General features: G+C 65.4%; 20 protein-coding genes. 15 read left to right on the forward strand and 5 right to left on the reverse strand.

Features of this window, described 5'->3' with window-relative positions; genetic code table 11:
- The first annotated feature begins 11 nt into the window (after positions 1 to 11).
- The 3 genes from RRU_RS02410 to RRU_RS02420 all read left to right on the forward strand — a co-directional run bounded on the left by RRU_RS02410 (position 12) and on the right by RRU_RS02420 (position 2,395).
- Positions 12 to 689 (forward strand): energy-coupling factor ABC transporter permease, encoded by a 678-nt coding sequence (locus RRU_RS02410; RefSeq protein ID WP_011388217.1) that lies wholly within the window; start codon positions 12 to 14, stop codon positions 687 to 689.
- Positions 690 to 1,008: 319 nt separating this feature from the next.
- Positions 1,009 to 1,716, forward strand: coding sequence for a PD-(D/E)XK nuclease family protein (locus RRU_RS02415; RefSeq protein ID WP_081467687.1), 708 nt, complete (start codon positions 1,009 to 1,011; stop codon positions 1,714 to 1,716).
- A 1-nt stretch (position 1,717) separates the two neighbouring features.
- Positions 1,718 to 2,395, forward strand: a complete 678-nt coding sequence (locus RRU_RS02420; protein ID WP_014625944.1) for a hypothetical protein — start codon at positions 1,718 to 1,720, stop codon at positions 2,393 to 2,395.
- Positions 2,396 to 2,516: 121 nt separating this feature from the next.
- Here RRU_RS02420 and RRU_RS02425 read toward each other — a convergent pair whose 3' ends face one another.
- Entirely contained in the window at positions 2,517 to 3,143 is a 627-nt protein-coding gene (locus tag RRU_RS02425) for an NADPH-dependent F420 reductase (protein ID WP_011388219.1), read from the reverse strand.
- Between the two features lie 105 nt (positions 3,144 to 3,248).
- Here RRU_RS02425 and RRU_RS02430 point away from each other — a divergent pair, with 105 nt between their 5' ends.
- The 4 genes from RRU_RS02430 (at position 3,249) to RRU_RS02445 (ending at position 7,849) form a co-directional block, all read left to right on the forward strand.
- Positions 3,249 to 4,142: a LysR substrate-binding domain-containing protein gene (locus RRU_RS02430; protein WP_011388220.1), complete on the forward strand. Its 894-nt coding sequence runs from the start codon at positions 3,249 to 3,251 to the stop codon at positions 4,140 to 4,142.
- Positions 4,143 to 4,267: 125 nt separating this feature from the next.
- Positions 4,268 to 5,749, forward strand: a complete 1,482-nt coding sequence (locus RRU_RS02435; RefSeq protein WP_414153049.1) for an NAD-dependent succinate-semialdehyde dehydrogenase — start codon at positions 4,268 to 4,270, stop codon at positions 5,747 to 5,749.
- Between the two features lie 150 nt (positions 5,750 to 5,899).
- Entirely contained in the window at positions 5,900 to 6,970 is a 1,071-nt protein-coding gene (locus tag RRU_RS02440; RefSeq protein ID WP_011388222.1) for an alanine racemase, read from the forward strand.
- Positions 6,971 to 7,027: 57 nt separating this feature from the next.
- The gene (locus tag RRU_RS02445) at positions 7,028 to 7,849 is read left to right on the forward strand and encodes a hypothetical protein (RefSeq protein WP_011388223.1); all 822 of its coding nucleotides are present in this window, start codon (positions 7,028 to 7,030) and stop codon (positions 7,847 to 7,849) included.
- A 42-nt stretch (positions 7,850 to 7,891) separates the two neighbouring features.
- Here RRU_RS02445 and serB read toward each other — a convergent pair whose 3' ends face one another.
- The gene (gene serB / locus RRU_RS02450) at positions 7,892 to 8,791 is read right to left on the reverse strand and encodes a phosphoserine phosphatase SerB (RefSeq protein ID WP_011388224.1); all 900 of its coding nucleotides are present in this window, start codon (positions 8,789 to 8,791) and stop codon (positions 7,892 to 7,894) included.
- A 103-nt stretch (positions 8,792 to 8,894) separates the two neighbouring features.
- On the opposite strand from serB, the gene miaA reads away from it, so the two are divergent.
- The 8 genes from miaA to mrdA all read left to right on the forward strand — a co-directional run bounded on the left by miaA (position 8,895) and on the right by mrdA (position 19,172).
- A complete protein-coding gene (miaA, locus tag RRU_RS02455) occupies positions 8,895 to 9,875 on the forward strand; it encodes a tRNA (adenosine(37)-N6)-dimethylallyltransferase MiaA (protein ID WP_011388225.1) in 981 nt (326 codons plus the stop codon).
- Positions 9,876 to 9,996: 121 nt separating this feature from the next.
- Entirely contained in the window at positions 9,997 to 11,757 is a 1,761-nt protein-coding gene (locus RRU_RS02460) for an acetolactate synthase 3 large subunit (protein WP_011388226.1), read from the forward strand.
- 127 nt (positions 11,758 to 11,884) lie between these two features.
- Complete coding sequence (gene ilvN, locus RRU_RS02465; RefSeq protein WP_011388227.1) at positions 11,885 to 12,412, forward strand: acetolactate synthase small subunit; 528 nt, start codon at positions 11,885 to 11,887, stop codon at positions 12,410 to 12,412.
- Positions 12,413 to 12,538: 126 nt separating this feature from the next.
- Positions 12,539 to 13,558 carry a ketol-acid reductoisomerase gene (gene ilvC, locus RRU_RS02470; protein WP_011388228.1) on the forward strand — a complete coding sequence of 340 codons (1,020 nt, stop codon included), beginning with the start codon at positions 12,539 to 12,541 and terminating at the stop codon, positions 13,556 to 13,558.
- Positions 13,559 to 14,327: 769 nt separating this feature from the next.
- Positions 14,328 to 15,368, forward strand: a complete 1,041-nt coding sequence (locus RRU_RS02475; protein WP_014625945.1) for a rod shape-determining protein — start codon at positions 14,328 to 14,330, stop codon at positions 15,366 to 15,368.
- Positions 15,369 to 15,519: 151 nt separating this feature from the next.
- A complete protein-coding gene (mreC, locus tag RRU_RS02480) occupies positions 15,520 to 16,377 on the forward strand; it encodes a rod shape-determining protein MreC (RefSeq protein ID WP_011388230.1) in 858 nt (285 codons plus the stop codon).
- 192 nt (positions 16,378 to 16,569) lie between these two features.
- The gene (gene mreD, locus RRU_RS02485) at positions 16,570 to 17,124 is read left to right on the forward strand and encodes a rod shape-determining protein MreD (protein WP_011388231.1); all 555 of its coding nucleotides are present in this window, start codon (positions 16,570 to 16,572) and stop codon (positions 17,122 to 17,124) included.
- A 2-nt stretch (positions 17,125 to 17,126) separates the two neighbouring features.
- On the forward strand, positions 17,127 to 19,172 hold the full coding sequence (mrdA, locus tag RRU_RS02490; protein ID WP_011388232.1) for a penicillin-binding protein 2: 2,046 nt from the start codon (positions 17,127 to 17,129) through the stop codon (positions 19,170 to 19,172).
- 40 nt (positions 19,173 to 19,212) lie between these two features.
- Here the strand turns inward: mrdA and RRU_RS02495 are convergent, their stop codons facing one another.
- The 3 genes from RRU_RS02495 to RRU_RS02505 form a co-directional block, all read right to left on the reverse strand.
- The gene (locus RRU_RS02495) at positions 19,213 to 20,235 is read right to left on the reverse strand and encodes an NADP-dependent oxidoreductase (protein ID WP_011388233.1); all 1,023 of its coding nucleotides are present in this window, start codon (positions 20,233 to 20,235) and stop codon (positions 19,213 to 19,215) included.
- A gap of 11 nt (positions 20,236 to 20,246) precedes the next feature.
- Positions 20,247 to 21,344 (reverse strand): alkene reductase, encoded by a 1,098-nt coding sequence (locus tag RRU_RS02500; protein ID WP_011388234.1) that lies wholly within the window; start codon positions 21,342 to 21,344, stop codon positions 20,247 to 20,249.
- 194 nt (positions 21,345 to 21,538) lie between these two features.
- Positions 21,539 to 21,958 (reverse strand): organic hydroperoxide resistance protein, encoded by a 420-nt coding sequence (locus tag RRU_RS02505; RefSeq protein ID WP_014625946.1) that lies wholly within the window; start codon positions 21,956 to 21,958, stop codon positions 21,539 to 21,541.
- Positions 21,959 to 22,181: the final 223 nt, after the last annotated feature.

Genomic DNA, 22,181 nt, shown 5'->3' on the forward strand with positions numbered 1-22,181 from the left:
TGGAGGCATTCATGCATATCGAACCTGGTCTTGTGGACAGCGGGAAGATCTGGCTGAGCTACGTTACCGCCGCCGGCGCCGGGGGCTATACCCTGAAGCTCGCCTGGGACACCCTGCGCGAGCGCGGGCCCGTGTCGTTGGTGGTGCGCAGCTTGGCCACCAGCGCGCTGGTCTTCTCCTTTTTCGAGGTCCTGCCCCACTATCCGGTGGGGGTGTCCGAAGTCCACCTTATCCTGGGCTCGACCCTGTTCCTGATTTTCGGGGCCGCTCCGGCGGCGATCGGCCTAACCCTCGGCCTGCTGGTTCAGGGCCTGTTCTTCGCGCCTTTCGATCTGCCGCAATTCGGAATGAACGTCACCACGCTGCTGGTGCCGCTGTTCGGTCTGACCGCTTTGGCCCGCCGGGTTATCGCGCCGAATACGGCCTATGTTGAGCTGAAGTACCGTCAGGCCCTGGCGCTGTCGACGGCCTATCAGGCCGGCATCGTCGCCTGGGTGGCTTTCTGGGCCTTCTACGGCCAGGGCTTCTCCACCGAGAACGCGGCGGCCATCACCTCGTTCGGCGGGGCCTATATGCTGGTCATCATCGTCGAGCCGCTGGTTGATCTGGCCGTTCTCGCGGTGGCCAAGCTGCTCAACCGCGGCAAGGGCAGCGCCCTGCTTGAGCGCCGCCTGTACGAACCGGCCTGATCGGCGAGGGGCATCCGTTTTCGTGTCCGGGGCGCGGAGGATCTCTTCCGCGCCCCGGTTGCATTCCGGCCCTTTGGCGATGGTCTTGCCTGCGACCCGTCTGACCACCCCAACGGGTAATTCCCGAACCTAACTGAAACGGCGCTCTTCTGTAGGGCGTCAACTCGTGAGCTTCGGTGCCGGGGAATCCGCATTTACCCGCTTTTGCTGTGGCGCCCCGCCCCAGCGAGATTCCATCCTTTGGGTTGCATGAAAACGCTCAGGTTGTCGTCGTTCTGGTATCCGGCTATGGTGCTGGAAACAAACGATCGGAGCGAAAATGGAATCCCAAGAGCCCGAAGATAGAGAAAAAATGGCAGCTAACCGAGAGGGTGGCTGGCTTGAATCGGAGCGGCCTGCCCTTTGTCCCGATCCTGTCGCTCTCGCGGCAATGTTATCGGATCTGAGGGCTCCGATGGCTGGCGTTAAGACAATTGGCAACCCATGGAGTGTCGCCAGCCTTCGGCGGGGCGAACTCAGAAATTCCTCTGTTCTGGCTTGGTTCCTTAACCCCAAAGGCGATCATGGGTTCGGAGACTTACTGCTCCAAGAACTGCTTTCAGAAGTAAAAAAACGAACCCCGTCTTTCCCGAAGACCCCATCTCCGGCTTGTTTTCTTACGGTGGAGGAGTGTCCAGACGGGGCGCAGGGAAACCGCGTGGACATCACTATTGACGATCCCGGACAGTATTTCCTTGTGATTGAAGTGAAAATCGACGCAATCGAACAAAACAAGCAAGTAGAACGCTACTGTGACGTTGCACGGGCCCGGGCTTGTGACGGTCGGCCTTGGGCTGTGGTCTTCCTTACGCCGCAAGGCAAGAACTCCGACACCGCTGGTGACCAAGCGGCGAAGGTTGTGCCTTTGGCATGGTCGACCATCGCTTCCTGGCTTCGCACGCTTTCTCCAGTTGTTTGCCGGGACGCCGACAAGGCGGCGGCACGCCACTTGGCGAGGACCTTTGCTGATCATATTTTGGAGTTTTAAAATGGATATCATGAATGATGGCGATGATGATCGAAAGGCAGGTTCGCTCATTCTGAGAGACCTAAAGCTGTTCAATGAAGCGACGATCTTTATGAAAGAAAAAATTCATAAAGACCTGTTTTTCAAAGTTAAGGGTGAGTTCCAGCGCTTGGCAGAGTCTGCCGAATGGTATTGGGATTGCGAAACAAAAAAGAACAGTGACAAGGCGAACTTAGAAGAGCTGTGGGTCGCTCCTCCTCAATGGCATGCTAAAGATAAGGATTGGTATGCCTGGTTTCAGTTGGAGCGGCGAGATAATCATCATAGAGACTCCCACCAAATTGCGGATTTAATGGGTGTCGGACAGACCGAGTTCGGATTCCGTTTTCGTGTCGGCCACTATTGGTTCGGAGGCGAATCTGCCTGGAATGAGTCCTGCAAGACCATTGATGATATCGCTCAGCGCCTCAGCGAGCGGGGCTGGTTTTACGAAGGAAAAGGCATATTCTTTCGTCCCTTTGTTCTGTCGGCAGCGCTGATTATTGATGCTTGGGAAAGCAAGAACGCCGATTGGGCGGCGATCTTGAAGCCACTCGTGCAGTCGCTCGACGAACTGAAGGATGATGTCCTGATCTTCGACGCTTTGATTGAGCACGCAAGGAGTAAAACACCGAAGAGCAAAGAGGCGATGACGGCCTAAGGGTATAACCTCCGCAGCCGATTTTTCCCGGTGAAAATCCAATAGGGGTAAGGGTGCGACCAAAGCAGTCGCACCCTCAATGGTTTTTCCCCACAGCACGCCCAGCCTCAGGCCGAGGCCCTTATCGCGTCGTCGCCGCCAGGGTTTTTTCCAGGGCGTCGCGGGTCAAGGCCACGCAATAGGCCGGGGTGCCGCGTTCGAAGCGCCAGCCTTGCGACAGCGGGCCGGCGTCCAGGGCATCGAAGCCGAAGGCGTCGAGCAGGGCGATGGCGATCGCCTTGCCCTTGGCATCGTCGCCGGCGACGGGCAGGGCGCGGCGGTTGGGGGAGCCGGCCGGGCGGCCATCGCGGTCCAGATCGGTCATGGTGATGGCGTTGAAGGCCTTGACGATGCGCGAGGCCGGAAGGTGGCGGGCCAGCAACTCGCTGGTCGTCGTCCGCTTGTCGTCAAGCTCGGCGATGGCGCCGTCGCGCTCGGGGTAATAATTATTGGTGTCGATCACCACTTTGCCGGCCAATGCCGCGGCGGGAACGGCGCGATAGGCCGCCAGCGGAACGGCGACCACCCCGATATCGCCAAAGGCCGCCGCCTCGTCAACGGTGCCGATGGCGCAGCCAACGGCGGCGCGCAGGCTGAACAGGGTATGGGGGCCGCGCGAATTGCTCAGCATCACTTGATGGCCGGCCCGAACCGCCAAGGTGGCGATGGCGCGGCCGACGACCCCCGCCCCGATAAGTCCGATCTTCATCGTTTCTCTCTCCGTGTGAGGACTGACCGGAGAGAGGATAATTCGCCATCGTATGGTGATAAATTCCCATGATATCTTGACACTCCCAACCAACAGGAGGGAATCATGGACCGCTTGACCAGCATGGGCGTTTTCATCAAGGCCGCCGATCTTGGGTCTTTCGCCGCGGCGGCCGAGGCTTTGGCGATGTCGCCGCAGATGGTGGCCAAGCATGTGGTGTTTCTGGAAGACCGCCTGGGCACCGCCCTGCTCAACCGCACGACGCGCCGCCAAAGCCTGACCGATGTTGGGCGGGCCTATTACGATCGCTGCAAGCTGGTGCTGTCGGAAGCCGAGGCCGCCGAGGCCCTGGCCCATGACATGCGCAGCCGGCCCCAGGGCGTTTTGCGGGTGAACGCGCCGATGACCTTTGGCGCCTTCACCTTGGCGCCCTTCGTCACCCGCTATTTGACGCGTTATCCCGAGATGCGGGTCGACCTTACCCTGAACGATCGTTTCGTCGATCCGCTGGAAGACGGGGTCGAGGTGATGGTGCGTATTGGCGAGATCGCCGATACGGCGCTGATCGCCCATCCCTTGGCGCCCTATCGGCTGATCGCTTGCGCCGCGCCTAGCTATCTGGCGGCGCGCGGCACGCCGAAGGAGCCGGCCGATCTGCAAGGCCACGACTGTCTGGTCTATGCCTATTGGTCGCCCAGCATTCCCTGCCCCTGGGTCTTCACCCGCGAGGGTCAAAGCCACGAGGTGCGGGCCAACGGCCGGTTTCGCAGCACCGATTGGAAGGCTTTGCTGCATGCGGCGACGGCGGGGTTTGGCATCACCCTGGGGCCGGAAAGCGTTCTGGCCGACGAGGTGGCCGCCGGGCGGCTGGTGCGGGTGCTGCCCGACTACCAGGGTCCGGCCCGGCCGATGCATGTGCTTTATCCCGCCGGCCGCCGACCAACCGTCAAGCTGCGCAGCTTCGTGGACGCCGTGGTCGAGGAATTCGGCCCGCGCTAGGAGAGGGAAACGGCGGGTTATCCCGGTTGATCGGCAGGCGGGGAACTTCGCGCTCGTGGCGGCGTTTCTTGGGCAATCCAACGTCGTGGGTCGGTCTGGCGGGCGCGGGTCGCCGGCGCCGGGTCTTGCCGACCCATCCCCCCGCCGATCATGCCGGCCGATCCCGCCTTTTCCAGGCGCGGGCGGTGCTGGCCGAGGCGATCGCGATCGCAGGAGCGCCCTTCATGGCCTATCAGACCATCAATCCCTTTGACGGTTCCGTCGTGCAAACCTTCCAGGAATTCTCCGATAGCGAGCTGGCAAGCGCCCTGGATAGCGCCGCCGACTGTTTCGCAGGCTGGCGCCAGACCAGCTTCGCCGAGCGCGCCGCCATCGCCCATAAGGCGGCCGGCCTGTTGCGCGAGCAATCGGGCGACTATGCCCGGCTGATCACCCTGGAAATGGGCAAACGCATCGAAGAAGCCGAGGGCGAGGTGGCGCTGAGCGCCGATATCATCGATTACTATGCCGATCATGCCGAAGCCTTCCTTAAGCCTCAGCCGTTGAAGCCAGAGTCGGGCGAGGCGGTGATCGAAAGCAGCCCGCTCGGCGTGCTGTTTGGCGTTCAGCCGTGGAACTTTCCCTATTACCAGCTGGCCCGCTTCGCCGCGCCGAACCTGATGGCGGGCAATGTGGTGATGGTCAAGCATGCCGGCTGCGTTCCCCAATGCGCCCAGGCCTTTGAAAAGCTGTGGCGCGATGCCGGGGCCCCGGCGGGGGCCTATACCAACCTTGTGATCTCTTATGATCAGGTCAACGCGGTGATCGACGATCCGCGGATCAAGGGCGTGGCCCTGACCGGCAGCGCTGATGCTGGCAAAAGCGTCGCCGCCCGCGCCGGGCAGAACCTGAAGAAATCCACCATGGAACTGGGCGGCAGCGATGCCTTCATCGTTCTGGAAGACGCCGATCTTGATAAAACGGTCGAATGGGCGGTCTGGGGCAAGATGAACAACATGGGCCAGTGTTGCGTGGCGGCCAAGCGCTTCCTGGTCGTCGACTCCCTGGCCGATCGCTTCCTTGAAAAGTTCCAGGCCGCCTTGGCCGGCTTGAAGGCCGGCGATCCGATGGACCGGGCGACGACGCTGGCGCCGCTGTCGACAGAAGGGGCGCTGACCAAGCTGGTCGAGCAGGTCGACAAGGCGGTTTCGGACGGGGCGACCCTGGTGATGGGCGGCAAGCGCCTGGATCGCCCGGGGTTTTTCATGGAGCCGACCATCCTGACCGATATCGCCCCCGATACCGCCGCCTTCCGCGAGGAATTCTTCGGCCCCGTCGCCCTGTTCTTCCGCGTCAAAGACGAGGACGAGGCGGTGGCCTTGGCCAATGACTCCGATTTCGGCCTGGGGGGATCGGTGTTCACCCAGGATGTCGCGCGCGGCAAACGCGTGGCCGAGCGCATCGAAACCGGCATGGTCTTCATCAACCAGCCGACCTGGACGGCCCCCGATCTGCCCTTTGGCGGCATCAACATCTCGGGCTATGGCCGGGAACTATCGGGCCTGGGCATCCAGGAATTCGTCAACAAGAAGCTGGTCCGCGTCGCCCTGATCGACGCCGCCGCCTGACCGATCAGGCGCCGCGCTAGCCAAGGGTTGCGGCGCCGCCTGATCGGACTTATCACGGCAAGACCCTTGGGTCGGGCCGATCGCATCGGTCGATCGGCCCGCCTTGGCCCGTGTCCGCCCCCCGGGCGTTTCCTTTCTGACAGGCTCCCCATGGATTTTCCCGTCGATACCCCGGCCGTTCTTGTCGATCTTGATGTCGCCGAGCGTAATATCGCCCGCCACCAAGCCCAGTGCGCCGCCCGGGGGCTGGACAACCGGCCGCATATCAAAACCCACAAGCTGCCGCTGCTGGCGCTCCGCCAGATCCAGGCCGGAGCGGTGGGCATCACCTGTCAGAAGGTCTCGGAAGCCGAGGCGATGGTCGATGGCTTGGTCGGGCTGCTCGATCAGCCGCTTGATCTGCTGATCACCTATAACATCCTGGGCGCGGCCAAGCTGGCCCGGTTGCGCGCCCTGGACGGGCGCTGCCGGCTGTCGGTGGTTGCCGATAGTCTGGCGGTGATCGACGGGCTGGGCGCCGCCTTCGCCGATTCCACGACGCCCCTTGGCGTCCTGGTCGAATGCGATACCGGGGCCGGGCGCTGTGGCGTGGCAAGCCCCGCCGCCGCCCTTGCCCTGGCCCAAAGCATCCATGCCAGCGCGGGCTTGCGCTTTCGCGGGTTGATGACCTATCCGCCGACCGGCGGCGCGGAAGCGGCCGATCGCTTCCTGGCCGAGGCCAAGGCGTTGATCGAAGAAGCCGGCTTGGGGGTCGAGATTCTGTCCTCGGGCGGATCGCCCGACATGATGGCGGCGGGGGCCGGTGGCGTGGTCACGGAATATCGGGCCGGCACCTACATCTATATGGACCGCTCGCTGGTGGCGCGCGGGGTGGCCGGCTGGGGCGATTGCGCCCTGCGGGTGATCGCCACCGTGGTTTCGGTGCCTAGCGAGAACCGGGCGATCATCGATGCCGGTTCCAAGGTTCTGACCTCGGATCTGTTCGGATTGAGCGGCTTTGGCGCCGTTCTCGGCCGCCCCGATCTCGCCATCGACCAGTTGTCGGAGGAACATGGGCGGCTGGTTTGCCAAGGGCCGATCGGGCTGCGCGTCGGCGATCGTCTGGCGATCGTGCCCAATCACGCCTGCGTGGTGACAAACATGATGGACGCCATACATTTGACGCGGGGCGGCCGTTACCTGGGACAAACGGCGGTGGTCGCGCGGGGACGGGTTCTGTGACGGGCCCAGATCTCCGGGGCGCCATCCCCTCTTTTCGAGCGTAACGGAGATCCGCCCATGCGTCGCCTGCCCACCCGCCTGCTGCTTTCCCTTGGACTGGCCGCCGCGCCGTTCCTTGCCTGGGCCGAGGTTCCCACGCCCTCGCCGCTGCCGCCGGCCGATCCGGTGGTGCCGATCAGCGGCTCGGTCAGCATCGGCGACGCCCCGGTCAGCGACGCGCCGCGTCTGCTGCGCGCCGTGACCGATTTCAGCCAGGGCGGCGGACCGGGCGGCCATATGGAGGTGCGCTTCTCATCCTTCGTCTCGAAGGCCTCCCGCGGGGATACCTTGTCGCTGCGCATGCGCGGCGATGATCTGTCGATGCAGATGCCCGGCCTGCCGCCGCTGCCCGCCGAGGAGATGCAGGCCATCATCCGTCAGACCGAGGTGCTGGCCACCGCCGACAAGCGCACCGGCAAGGTCACCGTCCAGGCCAAGGGCACCGCCCTGCTCGGCCCCGTCGGCACCAGCCTGGAGCAATTCGCCCGGGTGATGGCCAAGGCCTTCTTCGGCGGCCGCACCGTGCGCCAGGGGGAAACCATCCTGACCTATACCGGCGATGACCTGGGGGTTGGCGCCCCCGACCAGCGCGTAACCGTTTCGGTAACGGGCAAGGTGACCGGCCGGGCCAGCGCCGGCGGGCGCGACTATGTGGTGATCAATGGCGGCGGGCCGATCAGCGCGGCCAATGGCGCCGCCGGCTCGGTCGATTTCACCGCCTTCATCGATCGCGCCACCGGCCTGCCCGCCTGGAGCGAAACCAATGTCTCGCTCGACATGGGCCGTCAGGGCGGCTCGATGAAGATGCATCAGGTGGACGAGATCTATCTGACCAACTGATCGGCGGCGGGCGAGCCGCTTCAAGGATGCGGCTGGCGCTCGTTAGTCCTCGATGAACTCTTCGCGGCGATAGCCCTGGAGGAAAAGCAGGGCGGTCAGATCGCCGTGATCGATGCGGGCGCGGGTCTGGGCGGCGACCACCGGTTTGGCGTGGAAGGCCACGCCCAGACCGGCGGCCATCACCATCGGCAGGTCGTTGGCGCCATCGCCAACGGCGGCGCAGGCGCTGAGCGGTAGCCCCAATTTGGCGGCTTCGGCCTTGAGCGTCGCCAGCTTGACCGCGCGGTCGACCACCGGATCGATGACCTTGCCGCTCAAGGCGCCGTCGATGATCTCAAGGCGGTTGGCGACGTGGTCGTGGAAGCCGCAAGCTTTGGCGACCTTGGCGGTGAAGACCGAAAATCCCCCCGAGACCAGCACGCAGCGCGCCCCATTGGCGGCCATGGTGCGCACCAGGGTGCGCCCGCCCGGGGTCAGGGCGGTCGCCGCCCAGGTCTCCTCCAGGGCGCTGGCGCTCAATCCGGCCAGCATGCCGACGCGTTCGCGCAAGGCCGCCTCGAAATCGATCTCGCCGTTCATGGCGCGGGCGGTGATGGCGGCGATCTTGTCCTTGAGCCCGGCATGGGCGGCCAGATCATCGAGGGTTTCGCCGATGACCATGGTCGAGTCCATATCGGCGATCAGCAACCCCTTGCGCCGGCCGTCCTCGCGTTGGGCGACGACATCGCAGGCGACATCGGCCAGGGCGTGGCGCACGGCCGATCCGGCCTGGCCGACCGACAGGGCGTCGACGCGGATATCGGCGGCCACCCCGCTTTCCAGCCAGCGCGGACGGGCGGTTTCGCCGCCCAGGGTATCAAGGGCCGCGCGGGCCGCCGCAAGAGCTTCCTCGTCCAAACCGCCGACGGCGGGACTGGACAGGACGGTGACGACGACGTCCATGATGGCGTTGCTCCCCCAGGATGATGCCGCGCCTTCCTAGCCGGTTCGGGGGGGCAGGGACAAGGGGCTTTGGCTTGGCGAGGCGAACCGTTAGCTTAAGGCCATGATCGACCCCCTCGCTTCCCCGGGCTCCGCCCCCTTGATCGTCATCGCTGGACCGACCGCCTCGGGCAAGTCGGCTTTGGCCCTGCGGGTGGCGCGGCGCTTCAACGGCGTTGTCATCAATGCCGACAGCATGCAGGTCTACCGCGACCTGCGGATCCTCAGCGCCCGTCCCAGTGTCGAAGACGAGGCGGCCGCTCCCCATGCCCTTTATGGCGTGCTTGATGGGGCGGAGGTTTGTTCGGTCGGCCGCTGGCTGGCCCTGGCCGACGGCGCCGTGGCGGCGGCGCGGGCCGCCGGGCGTCTGCCGATCCTCTGCGGGGGAACCGGGCTTTATCTGAAGGCGGCGCTTGAGGGGCTGGCCAGCGTGCCCGAGGTGGCGCCCGAGGTTCGCGCCGAGGCCCGCGAGCTGCTGGCGGCCCTGGGGCCGGCGGCCTTGCATGCCAAACTGGCCGAGCTGGATCGGGCGATGGCCGAGCGCCTGCGGCCCAGCGACGCCCAGCGCATCGCCCGGGCCTATGAGGTGGTGCGCGGCACCGGGCGTTCGCTGATGGACTGGTGGAGCGATCCGGTCGCCACCCCGGCCCTGCCCGGACGGCCGTTGCTGCTGGTGATCGATCCGCCGCGCGCCGCGCAGCGGGCGGCCTGTGACGCGCGGCTTTTGGCGATGGTCGCCGCCGGGGCGCTGGACGAACTGGCGCTTCTGCTGGCGCGCCGGCTTGATCCGGCCCTGCCGGTGATGCGGGCGGTCGGGGTTCCCGAACTGGCCCGGACCCTGCGCGGCGAGGTCGGTCTGGCCGAGGCGGTGGAGCGGGCGCAGGGCGCGACCCGGCGCTATGCCAAGCGTCAGGGCACCTGGATCCGTACCCAGCTCAGGCCGGACCGGGTTCTTTCGGAATCCCTGGTCACGCAATTATCGGAAAGCCAGCTAACGGACATTGATAATTTTCTGTATGCCTTTTTATTGACCGGCGCATCTTGACGGACTAGGCTGCCCTCCCTTCCGTCCTTGGATGGAAGGCCGTTTCCCGATCCCTGGCCGCTCCCCGGGCAACCGCGGGGGGACGCGGGGGGAAAGAACATCGTCTGACACAGGTGTGACCATGGCTGACCAGCAGAAGTCCGGTGCGGAGATCGTCCTTAAGGCTCTTGCCGATCAGGGTGTGGAGGTAATCTTCGGCTATCCGGGCGGCGCCGTCCTTCCGCTCTATGACGAGATCTTCAAGCAAAATCAGATCCGTCACGTGCTGGTCCGTCACGAACAGGCCGCCGTCCACGCCGCCGAAGGCTATGCCCGCTCGACCGGCAAGACCGGCGTGGTCCTGGTGACCAGCGGCCCGGGCGCCACCAATGCGGTGACCGGCCTGACCGACGCCATGCTCGATTCCATTCCCGTGGTCTGCCTGACCGGTCAGGTGCCGACCCATCTGATCGGCAACGATGCCTTTCAGGAGGCCGACACCACCGGCATCACCCGCCAGTGCACCAAGCACAATTATCTGGTGAAAAAGGGCGAGGATCTGGCCCGGGTGATCCACGAGGCCTTCCAGGTCGCCGGCAGCGGCCGGCCCGGCCCGGTGGTCATCGATCTGCCCAAGGATATCCTGATGGGACCGGCGCCCTATGTCGCCCCGTCGCGGGTCAAGCACAAAAGCTACCGTCCCCAGCTCAAGGGCGATATCACCGCCATTGAAAAGGCGGTCGAGATCATCGCCAAGGCCAAGCGGCCGATTTTCTATTGCGGCGGCGGCGTCGTCAATTCCGGGCCCCAGGCCAGCCAGTTGCTGACCCAGTTCGTGAAGATGACCGGCTATCCGATTACCCTGACCCTGATGGGGCTGGGCATCTATCCGGCCAGCGATCCGCAATATCTGGGCATGCTGGGCATGCATGGCACCTTCGAGGCCAATCACGCCATGCATGACTGCGACGTGATGGTGGCGATCGGGGCGCGGTTCGACGACCGGGTGACCGGCCGGCTTGACGCCTTCTCGCCCAATTCGACCAAGATCCAGATCGACATCGATCCCAGTTCGATCAACAAGAACGTGGCGGTCGATCTGGGGATCGTCGGCGATGTCGGTCATGTCCTTGAAGACATGATCAAGGTGTGGAAGGCCCGGCAGTATCACCCCGATGTCGCCGCCCTGAAAAACTGGTGGGGGCGGATCGCCGATTGGCAGCGCCGCGACTGCCTGCACTATCAGCCCTCCGACGAGGTTACCAAGCCCCAATACGCCATCGAGCGCCTCTACGCCCTGACCCGCGACCGCGAGACCTTCATCACCACCGAGGTCGGCCAGCATCAGATGTGGGCGGCCCAGTACTTCAAATTCGACAAGCCCAATCAGTGGATGACCTCGGGCGGGCTCGGCACCATGGGCTATGGTTTCCCGGCGGCGATCGGCGTTCAGATGGCCCATCCCGGCGCCCTGGTCGTCGATATCTCGGGCGAGGCGTCGTTCATGATGAACATGCAGGAACTGGCCACGGCCGTGCAGTATCGCCTGCCGGTCAAGGTGTTCATCCTCAATAACCGGTACATGGGCATGGTTCGCCAGTGGCAGGAACTGCTCCATGGCGGGCGTTATTCGGAAAGCTATTCCGAATGCCTGCCCGATTTCGTCAAGCTGGCCGAGGCCTTCGGCGCCGTCGGCTTGCGGTCGGAAAAGCCCGCCGATCTTGATGACGTGATCGCCGAGATGATCGCCGTCGATCGGCCGGTGCTGGTCGATGTGGCGGTCGATCCTTCGGAAAACGTCTTTCCGATGATCCCCTCGGGCGCGCCCCACAACCAGATGCTGCTCGGCCCCGAAGACAGCCTGGGTCAGCCGATTTCCAAGGAGGGGGCGATCCTCGTCTAGATCCCGCGCCCCCGCTCCGGGGGTGTCGTCCAGCCTTTTCCCACCCTGTTATCCCAAGGGAGCCCCCCGGCGCCGGTTGATCGGCGGCGGGGCGCGGCCTCCCAGCCATCCAAAGGGAGTGTTCCCCGTGCCCAATCTGAATGCGGCCAGCGAACCGGAGATCGCCACCCATACCATCGCCGTTCTGGTCGACAACGAGTCGGGCGTTCTGGCCCGGGTCATCGGCCTGTTTTCCGGTCGCGGCTATAACATCGAAAGCCTGACCGTGGCCGAGGTCGATGTCGACGAGCAACTGTCGCGCATCACCCTGGTGACCAGCGGCACGCCGATGATCATCGAACAGATCAAGGCCCAGCTTGGCCGGCTGGTGCCCGTTCACAAGGTCTCGGACCTGACGGTGGAAGGCCCGCATGTGTCGCGCGAATTGGCGCTGATCAAGGTGGCGGGCACCGGCGAGAAGCGCGTCGAGTCCCTGCGCATCGCCGATATCTTCCGCGCCCGGGTTGTCGACAGCTCCAACGAGTCGTTCGTTTTCGAGATCGTCGGCAAGACCGAAAAGATCAACGCCTTCATCGGTTTGATGGAGCCGCTCGGGCTGATCGACGTCGCGCGCACCGGCGTTGCCGCCATCGCCCGCGGCGGTCAGCCGTTTTAACGCTCTAAACAGGATCCCTTTGGATGCCGGGCGGTAGCCGGCGCCCTTAAGGGATCGGCGAAGACGAAGCCGCGGAGGCGGCCGTTTCAAGAAAGCCACCCCTTTGTTTCACTGAAGGAACAGACCATGCGTGTTTATTACGACCGTGACGCCGACGTGAACCTGATCAAGGGCAAGAAGGTTGCCGTGGTCGGCTATGGCTCCCAGGGGCATGCCCATGTCCTTAATCTGCGCGATTCCGGCGTTACCGAGGTGTGCGTGGCCCTGCGCGAGGGCTCGCCCTCGGCCAAGAAGGCGACCGGCCAGGGCCTCGTCGTCAAGACTCCGGCCGAGGCCGCCGCCTGGGCCGATGTGGTGATGATCCTCACCCCCGACGAGCTGCAGGGCGATCTCTATAAGGATCACCTGCACGCCAATATGAAGCAGGGCGCCGCCCTGGCCTTCGCCCATGGCCTGAACATCCATTTCGCCCTGATCGAGCCGCGCCCCGATCTTGATGTGTTCATGATCGCCCCCAAGGGCCCCGGTCACACCGTGCGCAGCGAATACGTGCGCGGCGGCGGCGTGCCCTGTCTGGTCGCCGTGGCCCAGGACGCCAGCGGCAACGCCATGGAGATCGCCCTGTCCTATGCCTCGGCGATCGGCGGCGGGCGCTCGGGCATCATCGAGACCACCTTCCGCGAGGAATGCGAGACCGATCTGTTCGGCGAGCAGGCGGTGCTGTGCGGCGGCCTGACCGAGCTGATCAAGAACGGCTTCGAGACCCTGGTCGAAGCCGGCTACGCCCCCGAGATGGCCTATTTCGAGTGCCTGCACGAGGTCAAGCTGATCGTCGACCTGATGTACGAGGGCGGCATGGCCAATATGCGCTACTCGATCTCCAACACCGCCGAATATGGCGATTACGTCACCGGTCCGCGCATCGTCACCCCGGAAACCAAGGCCGAGATGAAGCGCGTGCTCGATGACATCCAGTCCGGCCGCTTCGTCCGCGACTGGATGATCGAATGCAAGGCCGGTCAGCCGTCGTTCAAGGCCACCCGCCGCCGCAACGCCGAGCACCAGATCGAAGAGGTTGGCGGCCGGCTGCGCGCCATGATGCCGTGGATCGCCGCCAACCGGCTGGTCGACAAGGACAAGAACTGATCCGTCGCCCCAAAGGGGCGTGTGATCCATCGCCCCAAAGGGGCGCGTCATAGGTCGCCCCAAAGGGGCGCGTGATTGATCGCCCCCAGGGGCGTGCGACCCACCCCTCCGGAAGTGACCCTTCCGGGGGGGTGGTCATTTTGGGCACAAAGTGCACCTTTGGTCGGTTGTTTCTGGGCTCGGCGCAGAAAGGGCGGCCTGGGTCTCTCTTGGACGTTGACAAGCGGGGGCGATCAAAGCTTCATTGTCGAACCGCGCGCCCGCAGCAATGCGATTGGACGCGTGGCCGCTAAGCGGTGTGCCTCCCTCGTCGACGCTCCTCCTTCGGAATCCGGGCCGGAAATCAAGCCATGAGCTTGGGCCGAAGGCCTGGAGGCAGGGGCCCGGGTTATCGGGCATCGACGATCGTCCTGTGAGAACAGGCGGATGGTAAGGTCGGGGCCGGTCCTCGGCCTCGTTTGCATTGTGGTGGCCGCGCCCGTCGTCGGGGGCCATCGGTTGGTCGCGGGGTTCCGCGCCCGGTCGATCCGGCGGATGCGGGGAAGGGAACGGCTTGGAGAGGCTGTTTCAAGGCCCGACACCTCGCGCGCGGCGGTCTGCCGCAGGCGGGGGTGGGGTCTGAAAAAAGTGGGGGAGGCACAGGGGTCAATTCGGGCGAATTGGTTCCGTCGGGCTTCCTTAAGCGAACGACGTGGAACTGGCGCCGCGCCCGTGATGGTTGGGGTGATGGGATCCCGAGGCGTGGTTTGACAAGGGCGAGCGAGCAACAATGTTTTCCAGAATGACCGGCCTGCTTTCGGCGGATATGGCCATCGACCTCGGCACGGCCAACACGCTGGTCTATGTGAAGGGCAGGGGGATCGTTCTCAACGAGCCGTCCGTCGTCGCGATCGCCGACGTGAAGGGCAAGAAACAGGTCCTCGCCGTTGGTGATGAAGCCAAGCAGATGCTTGGCCGCACTCCTGGCAATATCCAGGCCATCCGCCCCTTGCGTGACGGCGTCATCGCCGATTTCGAAGTGGCGGAGGAAATGATCAAGCATTTCATCCGCAAGGTTCATAATCGGCGCAGCTTCGCCAGCCCGATGGTGATCATCTGCGTTCCCTCGGGCTCGACCGCCGTGGAACGCCGCGCCATCCAGGAATCGGCCGAGGCGGCCGGGGCCCGCCGGGTGTTCCTGATCGAGGAACCGATGGCCGCGGCCATCGGCGCCGGCTTGCCGGTGACCGAACCGACCGGATCGATGGTCGTCGATATCGGCGGCGGCACCACCGAAGTGGCCGTGCTGTCGCTGGGCGGCATCGTCTATGCCCGCTCGGTGCGCGTCGGCGGCGATAAGATGGACGAGGCGATCATCGCCTATATCCGTCGCAATCATAATCTGCTGGTCGGCGAAGGCTCGGCCGAGCGCATCAAAAAAGAAATCGGCTGCGCCTGTCCGCCCGAGGACGGGTCGAACCGCACCATCGAGATCAAGGGCCGCGACCTGATGAACGGCGTGCCCAAGGAATTGGTGATCAGCGAGGCGCAGATCGCCGAAAGCCTGGCCGAGCCGGTCAGCGCCATTATCGAGGCCGTCAAGGTGGCGCTCGAGCACACCGCCCCCGAATTGGCCGCCGATATCGTCGACAAGGGTATCGTTCTGACCGGCGGCGGCGCCTTGCTGACCAATCTCGATTACGTCTTGCGCGCCTCCACCGGCCTGCCGGTCTCGATCGCCGATGATCCGTTGTCCTGCGTGGCCATGGGGACCGGTCGGGCGCTTGAGGAAATGAAGCGTCTGCGCAACGTCCTGACCACGATGTATTGATCCCGGCCCCTATCGCATCGATGGGGCGCCGCGACAGGCATGGGGCGGGCGACGCGGGGTCCCCGGGTATGGGTGCCGACAGCGGGGCTTGATCGCCCCGCCGTGGTCATTCCATGAGGCTCCGGTTTCTCCAGGGAGGGAGAACGCTTCCGTGAAGCAACCGACGGGACAAACCGCGCGGCTGACCGCCTTGCGGGTTTTCGTCCAGAAATCGGCCTTCGTGGCTTTGGCGGGGCTGGCTTTCGCCTTCATGCTGCTGGGCAAGGCCGATACGGTTCTGGTTGAACGGGTGCGGGCGACGGTGATCGATGCCGCCGCCCCGGTGCTCGACTTCATGTCGACCCCGGCGGAAAACGTCGCGGCGATCTTCGCCAATCTGCGCCAGCTCACTTCGATTCGCGCCGAGAACGACCGGCTGGCGACCGAGAATGACCGCTTGATGCGCTGGCAGGCCGCCGCCCGCCATCTGGAAGCCGAAAACGAGGCGCTGCGCGGCCTGCTCACCTATGTGCCCGAGCCCAAGGCCTCCTATGTGACGGCCCGGGTGGTCGCCGATACCGGCGGCACCTTCGCCCGCTCCCTGGTCGTGCTCGCCGGCACCATCCATGGCGTCAACAAGGGGCAGGCGGTCATTTCGGGCGAAGGATTGGCCGGAACGGTGGCCGAGGCCGGCCAGCGGTCGTCCCGGGTGCTTTTGCTGACCGATATCAACAGCCGGATTCCGGTTCTGCTTGAAGACAGCCGCGTTCGCGCCATTCTCGCCGGCGATAATCAGGATCGGCCGCAATTGCGCTTCTTGCGCGACCGCATCGCCGTTCAGCCCGGAGACCGGGTGGTGACCAGCGGCGACGCCCGCATTTTCCCGCCGGGCATTCCGATCGGCGTGGTCGCCAGCGTTGACGAGAAAAAGGGCATCCGGGTTGATTTGTTCGTTGAACAAGACCGCCTGGAAGTGGTGCGCATCGCCAATTTCGGCATCCCCAACCCGCTTTCCGAAGGGGCCGATTAGAGCAAATCCCGCGTGATCCGGGGGGACGAAAGCCCAGGATCAAGCCGGCGCGTCCAGCGAGGCGATCGACAGCGCGCCCCAGGCGCGACACTCTAGAGCGCGCTTCCGGCGCGACACATTACAGCGCGCCCCGGGCGCGATACTCCATAGCGCGCCCCAGGCGCGACCAACACAGGGGGAACCCCGGGTTTCATGGCACGGCGCGGCGGCCTCAAAAGCACCTATGATCCAACCCAGCCAACCCTGTGGCAGCGGTTGGACTGGCTTGCCCGACGGCTGGTTCCCGTCGGGTTGACCCTGCTCTTGCTGCTGATGAGCGTGGCGCCATCGCGGCTTCCCGGCTTCGTCCACATCGCGCCGATGATCGCCCTGATCAGCATCTATTACTGGGCGGTCTGCCGGCCCGAGGTCATGGGCTATGGCAGCGCCTTCGTCCTTGGGCTGGTGGAAGACAGCCTGACCGGGGCGCCGCTGGGGGTGGGGGCCCTGGTCTTGCTGCTGACCCAGGCGGTGGTCGCCACCCAGTACAAGTTCTTTCTCAATAAGCCGTTCCTGGTGACATGGTGGGCCTTCGCCCTGGTCGCGGGCGTCGCCGCCGTGGTGAAGTGGTTGGCGGTTTCGGCGATCTACGGCACTTTTGTCGATGGAACGGCGCTGGTCTTCAGCACCTTGTTCACCGTCGCGGTCTATCCTCCTTTCGCCTGGCTGTTCGGCCGGGTTCACCACATGCTGTTCCGCGAGGCATAGACATGCGTCGGGATGTGGACCGCGCGAAGCTTTTCACCCGCAGGGCCGTGCTGCTGGGCGGCGCCCAGGCCGGGCTGGTCGGCGCCTTGGCCGCCCGCATGTACTATCTTCAGGTGATCGAGTCCGATCGCTATCTGACCTTGGCCGAGGAAAACCGCTTCAATCTGCGTCTGCTGCCGCCGCCGCGCGGCCATATCGTCGACCGCTTCGGCGACCAACTGGCGGTCAATCGCCAGAATTACCGGGTGAGCATCATCGCCGAGGATATCCTGCGGCAGGTGCGCACCGCCGAGGAACGCCAGTTGGCGATCGATGCCACCCTTGATGCGCTCGGCAAGATCGTGCCTTTGAGCGATTACGACCGGACTCGGGTGCTCCGCGACATGAAGCGTCGGCGCAGTTTCGTGCCGGTGACCATTCGCGAAAATCTGACCTGGGAGGAGATGGCGGCGATCGAGGTTCACAAGCTCGATCTGCCCGGCATCACCATCGACGAGGGGCTGAGCCGCCATTATCCCTATGGCGATCTCGCCGCCCATCTTCTGGGCTATGTTTCAAGCGTGTCCGAAGAAGAGGTGACCGGCGATCCCTTGCTGGAATTGCCGGGGTTCCGCATCGGCAAGCAGGGGGTGGAGAAGGTTTATGATCTGGCCCTGCGCGGGCACGGGGGCACCAGCCGGGTCGAGGTCAACGCCCTTGGCCGGGTGATGGACGAGCAGACCACCGAGGACGCCAGCGCCGGCGCCGAGCTGCCGCTGACCATCGACATGCGGCTGCAATCCTTCGCCTCGCGCCGGTTGGCCAGCGAAAGCGCCTCGGCGGTGATCATCGACATCCATACGGGCGATATCCTGTCGATGGTGTCGATGCCGGCCTATGATCCCAATGCCTTCACCCGGGGGCTGTCCAGCGCCGAATGGCAGGATCTGGTGCGCAATCCGCGCTCGCCGCTGACCAACAAGGCGATCGCCGGTCAGTATTCCCCCGGATCGACCTTCAAGATGGTGGTGGCCCTGGCCGCCCTGGAAGGCGGGGTGATCAAGGCCGATCAGACGGTGTTTTGCCCCGGCCATATGGAACTGGGCGGTCATCGCTTCCACTGCTGGAAAAAGGGCGGACACGGGTCGCTCAACCTTGTCGGCGCCCTGGCCGAATCCTGCGACGTGTATTTCTATGAGCTGGCGCGGCGCTGCGGCATCGATCGCATCGCCGAAATGGCCCGGCGCTTCGGGATCGGCGAGATCCTCGATGTCGGCCTGCCCGGCGAGCGCAGCGGCCTGATGCCCACCCGCGCCTGGAAGGCCGCCACCCTGGGCGAAGGCTGGCACCAGGGCGAGACCCTGCTGGCGGGCATCGGTCAGGGCTATGTTCTGACCACGCCCCTGCAGCTGGCGGTGATGACGGCGCGGATCGCCAATGGCGGGCTGAAGATCATGCCCCGGCTGTCGCGTTTCGCCGCCAAGCCCGACTCCCCGGGCTTCCTGGCCGCCTCGGCCCAGGAAGTGCCCGCGGTGCCGCCTCTGGGGGTCGCCAAGGCCCATCTCGACGCCGTGCGCCGGGGGATGTGGGCGGTGGTGAACGGCGATCGTGGCACGGCGCGGCGGGCGGCGGGCATCCCGGTCGCCGGCTGGGAGATGAGCGGCAAGACCGGCACCACCCAGGTGCGGCGCATTTCCATGCGCGAACGCGAAACCGGCATCCGCCGCGAGGATCAACTGCCCTGGGAACTGCGCAACCACGCCCTGTTCGTCTGCTACGCCCCGGAAGACGCGCCGCGCTACGCCGTGGCGCTGTGCGTCGAGCATGGCGGCGGCGGATCGAGCGCCGCCGGCCCGATCGCGCGCGATATCATGCTGGAAACCCTGCGCCTGGATCCGGCGCGCAAGCGCCCGGGCGAAGAGATCAAGATGGCCGACCTGCCGCCCGCCGCCCGCGCCCTGGTCGCCCAGGCCCATGCCGCGGCGACGCCGATGGGCCCGCCGCTCCCCCCCGACGGCCTGCCCGAAGACTCCGAAGAGACCCCGGGCAGCGAGGAGATCGACGGGTAGGGGGGAGGGCGAAAGCTTCGCTCGCTCTCCCGCCCGCAAATCAGCCGACGGCGACGACCAGCTTGCCGAAATTGCCGCCCTTGAGCAGGCTGATGAAGGCGGCGGGAGCCCGTTCCAGGCCGTCGACCACGTCTTCGCGCGCGATGATCTGGCCAGAGGCCAGCCAGCCGGCCATATCCTTCTGAAAGGCCGGTATCCGGTCGCGGTGATCGCCGATGATGAAGCCGCGTAGGGTGATCCGCCGGACGAGCAGGCTGCGCATCAGCTCGGGCAGGCGCTTGGCATTGTCCGGTCCGGCGCCGTTATAGGTGGCGATCAGGCCGCAGAGCGGAACGCGGGCCCCGGTGTTGAGCAACGGCAGCACCGCGTCGAACACCTTGCCCCCGACATTTTCGAAATAAACGTCGATGCCCTTGGGGCAGGCGGTGGCCAGGGTCTGGGCGAAGGCCGGGTCGTGGTGGTCGATGGCGACATCGGCCCCCAGGGTCTCGCGGGCATAGGCGGTCTTTTCAGCACCACCGGCGATGGCGACCACCCGCGCACCCTTGAGCTTGGCGATCTGGACGACGGTGGCGCCGACGGCGCCGGTGGCCGCCGCCACGACGACGGTTTCGCCGGGCTGGGGCTTGCCGATATCGAGCAGGCCGACATAGGCGGTCAGGCCCGGCATGCCCAGCGCCCCCAGGGCCAGGGACGGCCTGTCGAGATGGGGTTCCAGGCGTTCGACGCCGGTGCCATCGGACAGGGCGTAATCCTGCCAGCCGCTATAGGCCAGCACCAGATCGCCCGGCAGGAATCCATCGAGCCGGGAATCCTCGACCCGGCAGACGGTGCCGCCGACCATCACCGCGCCCAGGGCGACCGGGGCGGCATAGGAGGGGCCATCGTCCATGCGGCCGCGCATATAGGGATCCAGCGACAGCCACAGGGAGCGCAGCAGCATCTGGCCGTCGCCAGCGATGGGGCGCGGGGCGGTTTCCAGGCGGAAGTCTTCGGCGACCGGCGCCCCCTGCGGGCGGCGGGCAAGCACGATCCGGCGATTTTCGGCAAGGCTTTGAGCCATCGTGCGAGTCCTTAGGCGGCGCCATCGGCGAGCGTGGGGTAATCAACATACCCCTTGTCCTCGCCCTGGTAGAACGTGGTGGAATCGGGGGTATTCAGCGGCGCGTTGGTGCGCAGGCGCTCGGGCAGATCGGGATTGGCCAGATAGGCGGTGCCGAAGGACACCAATTGGGCATGGCCCGAGGCGAGGGCGGCTTCGGCGCGCGGGCCGTCATAGCCGCCATTGGCCATATAGACCCCCTGCCACAGGCGGCGGAGCGCGGCGAAATCGATCTCGGGCGCGCCTTCGCCGCTGCCCAGGCTGCCTTCGACCATATGCAGATAACCCAGGCCGAAGCCATCAAGGGCGCTGACCACCGCCTCGAAAGTGGCCTGGGGGGTCGAATCAAGGATGTCGTTGAAGGGATTGGCCGGCGACAGCCGCAGGCCGACGCGGGCTTTGTCCCAGACGCCGAGCACCGCCTCGACAACCTCGAGCACCAGGCGCAGGCGGTTGTCGATCGACCCGCCATAGGCGTCGTCGCGGTGATTGGTGCCATCGCGCAGGAACTGGTCGAGCAGATAGCCATTGGCGGCGTGGATCTCGACGCCATCGAAGCCGGCGGCGCGGGCGTTCTCGGCGGCGGCGCGGAAGCTGGCGACGATATCCGCCATTTCGGCGGTGTCCAGGGCGCGCGGGGTTTCCAGGGCGACCAAGCCGCTTTCGGTGAAGATTTTGGTCTTGGGGCGGATGGCGCTGGGGGCGACGGGCAAAACGCCGCCGGGCTGGAGCGAGCGGTGCGAGATGCGCCCGACATGCCAAAGCTGGGCGAAGATCCGCCCGCCGGCGGCATGGACCGCCTCGGTCACGCCCTTCCAGCCGGCGATCTGCTCGGGGGAATGGATGCCCGGGGTGCGCGGATAACCCCGGCCGCTTGGCGAGATCTGGGTTCCTTCGCTGATTAACAGGCCACCGCTGGCGCGCTGGGCGTAATAGCGGGCGGTCAAAGCGCCGGCGACCTCGCCGGGCAGGGCGCGGCTGCGGGTCAGCGGGGCGAGAACGATGCGATTGGGAAGGTGGAGATCGCCAAGCGCCAAGGGGTCGAAAAGATGGGGGAAAGGGCTGGACATGAACTGTCTTTCGTGCCGAAGGGGGTGGGGGGTCAGCAAGGATCGCCGGGGCCACGGTATCGGGCCCCCGGGAAACACCCCCTGATCATGACAAAGGGACCGGCGAACAGATGGGCGTGGCCAGCCTCCGGGTCAATGCATATCCCCCCGCTTCCCTTGGTCGCAAGCCTCGGGCGCTGCGCAGCCGCCAAGCCTCAGGCGGTATGAACCTGTAGAGTGACCGGGATATTGCCTCGGGTGGCATGGGAGTAGGGGCAGACCTCATGGGCCTCGGCCACCACATCCTCGGCCGTCGCCTGATCGACGCCGCCCAGGGTGATATCAAGGGCGACCTCTAACGAGAAACCCTTATCGGCGCGCGGGCCGATGCCGACCTCGGCGGTGACGGTGGTCGAGGCCAAGGCCAGCTTGCGACCCCGCGCCACGTGACGCAGGGCGCTTTCGAAGCAGGCGGCATAGCCGGCGGCGAACAACTGCTCGGGATTGGTCGCCTTGCCCGGCCCACCCAGTTCCTTGGGCAGGGCGAGGGCAACGTCGAGCAGGCCATCTTCGCTGGTGGCGCGGCCTTCCCGGCCGCCAACGGCGGTAGCTTTGGTGCGGTAGGCGATGGTCATCGGTCTCTCCTGGGTGATGGGGGCGGGCCGGGGTGGGCCGCCAGGGGGATGGCCTAACAGGTGGTGTGCTATTTTATCGTGCGCAATACAATTTCCCTGAAAAACGGCGATCTCGGGAAAAAATCGCCGGTGGATGAAAAAAACGCTTCCCATCCCGTGAACCCGATGTTAGAAACCGCGCCTCCCGACGATGTGGCCGCGCACCGGCCCCGGCGTCGAGAGA

The sequence above is a fragment of the Rhodospirillum rubrum ATCC 11170 genome, from assembly GCF_000013085.1.
Taxonomy (GTDB): Bacteria; Pseudomonadota; Alphaproteobacteria; order Rhodospirillales; family Rhodospirillaceae; genus Rhodospirillum; species Rhodospirillum rubrum.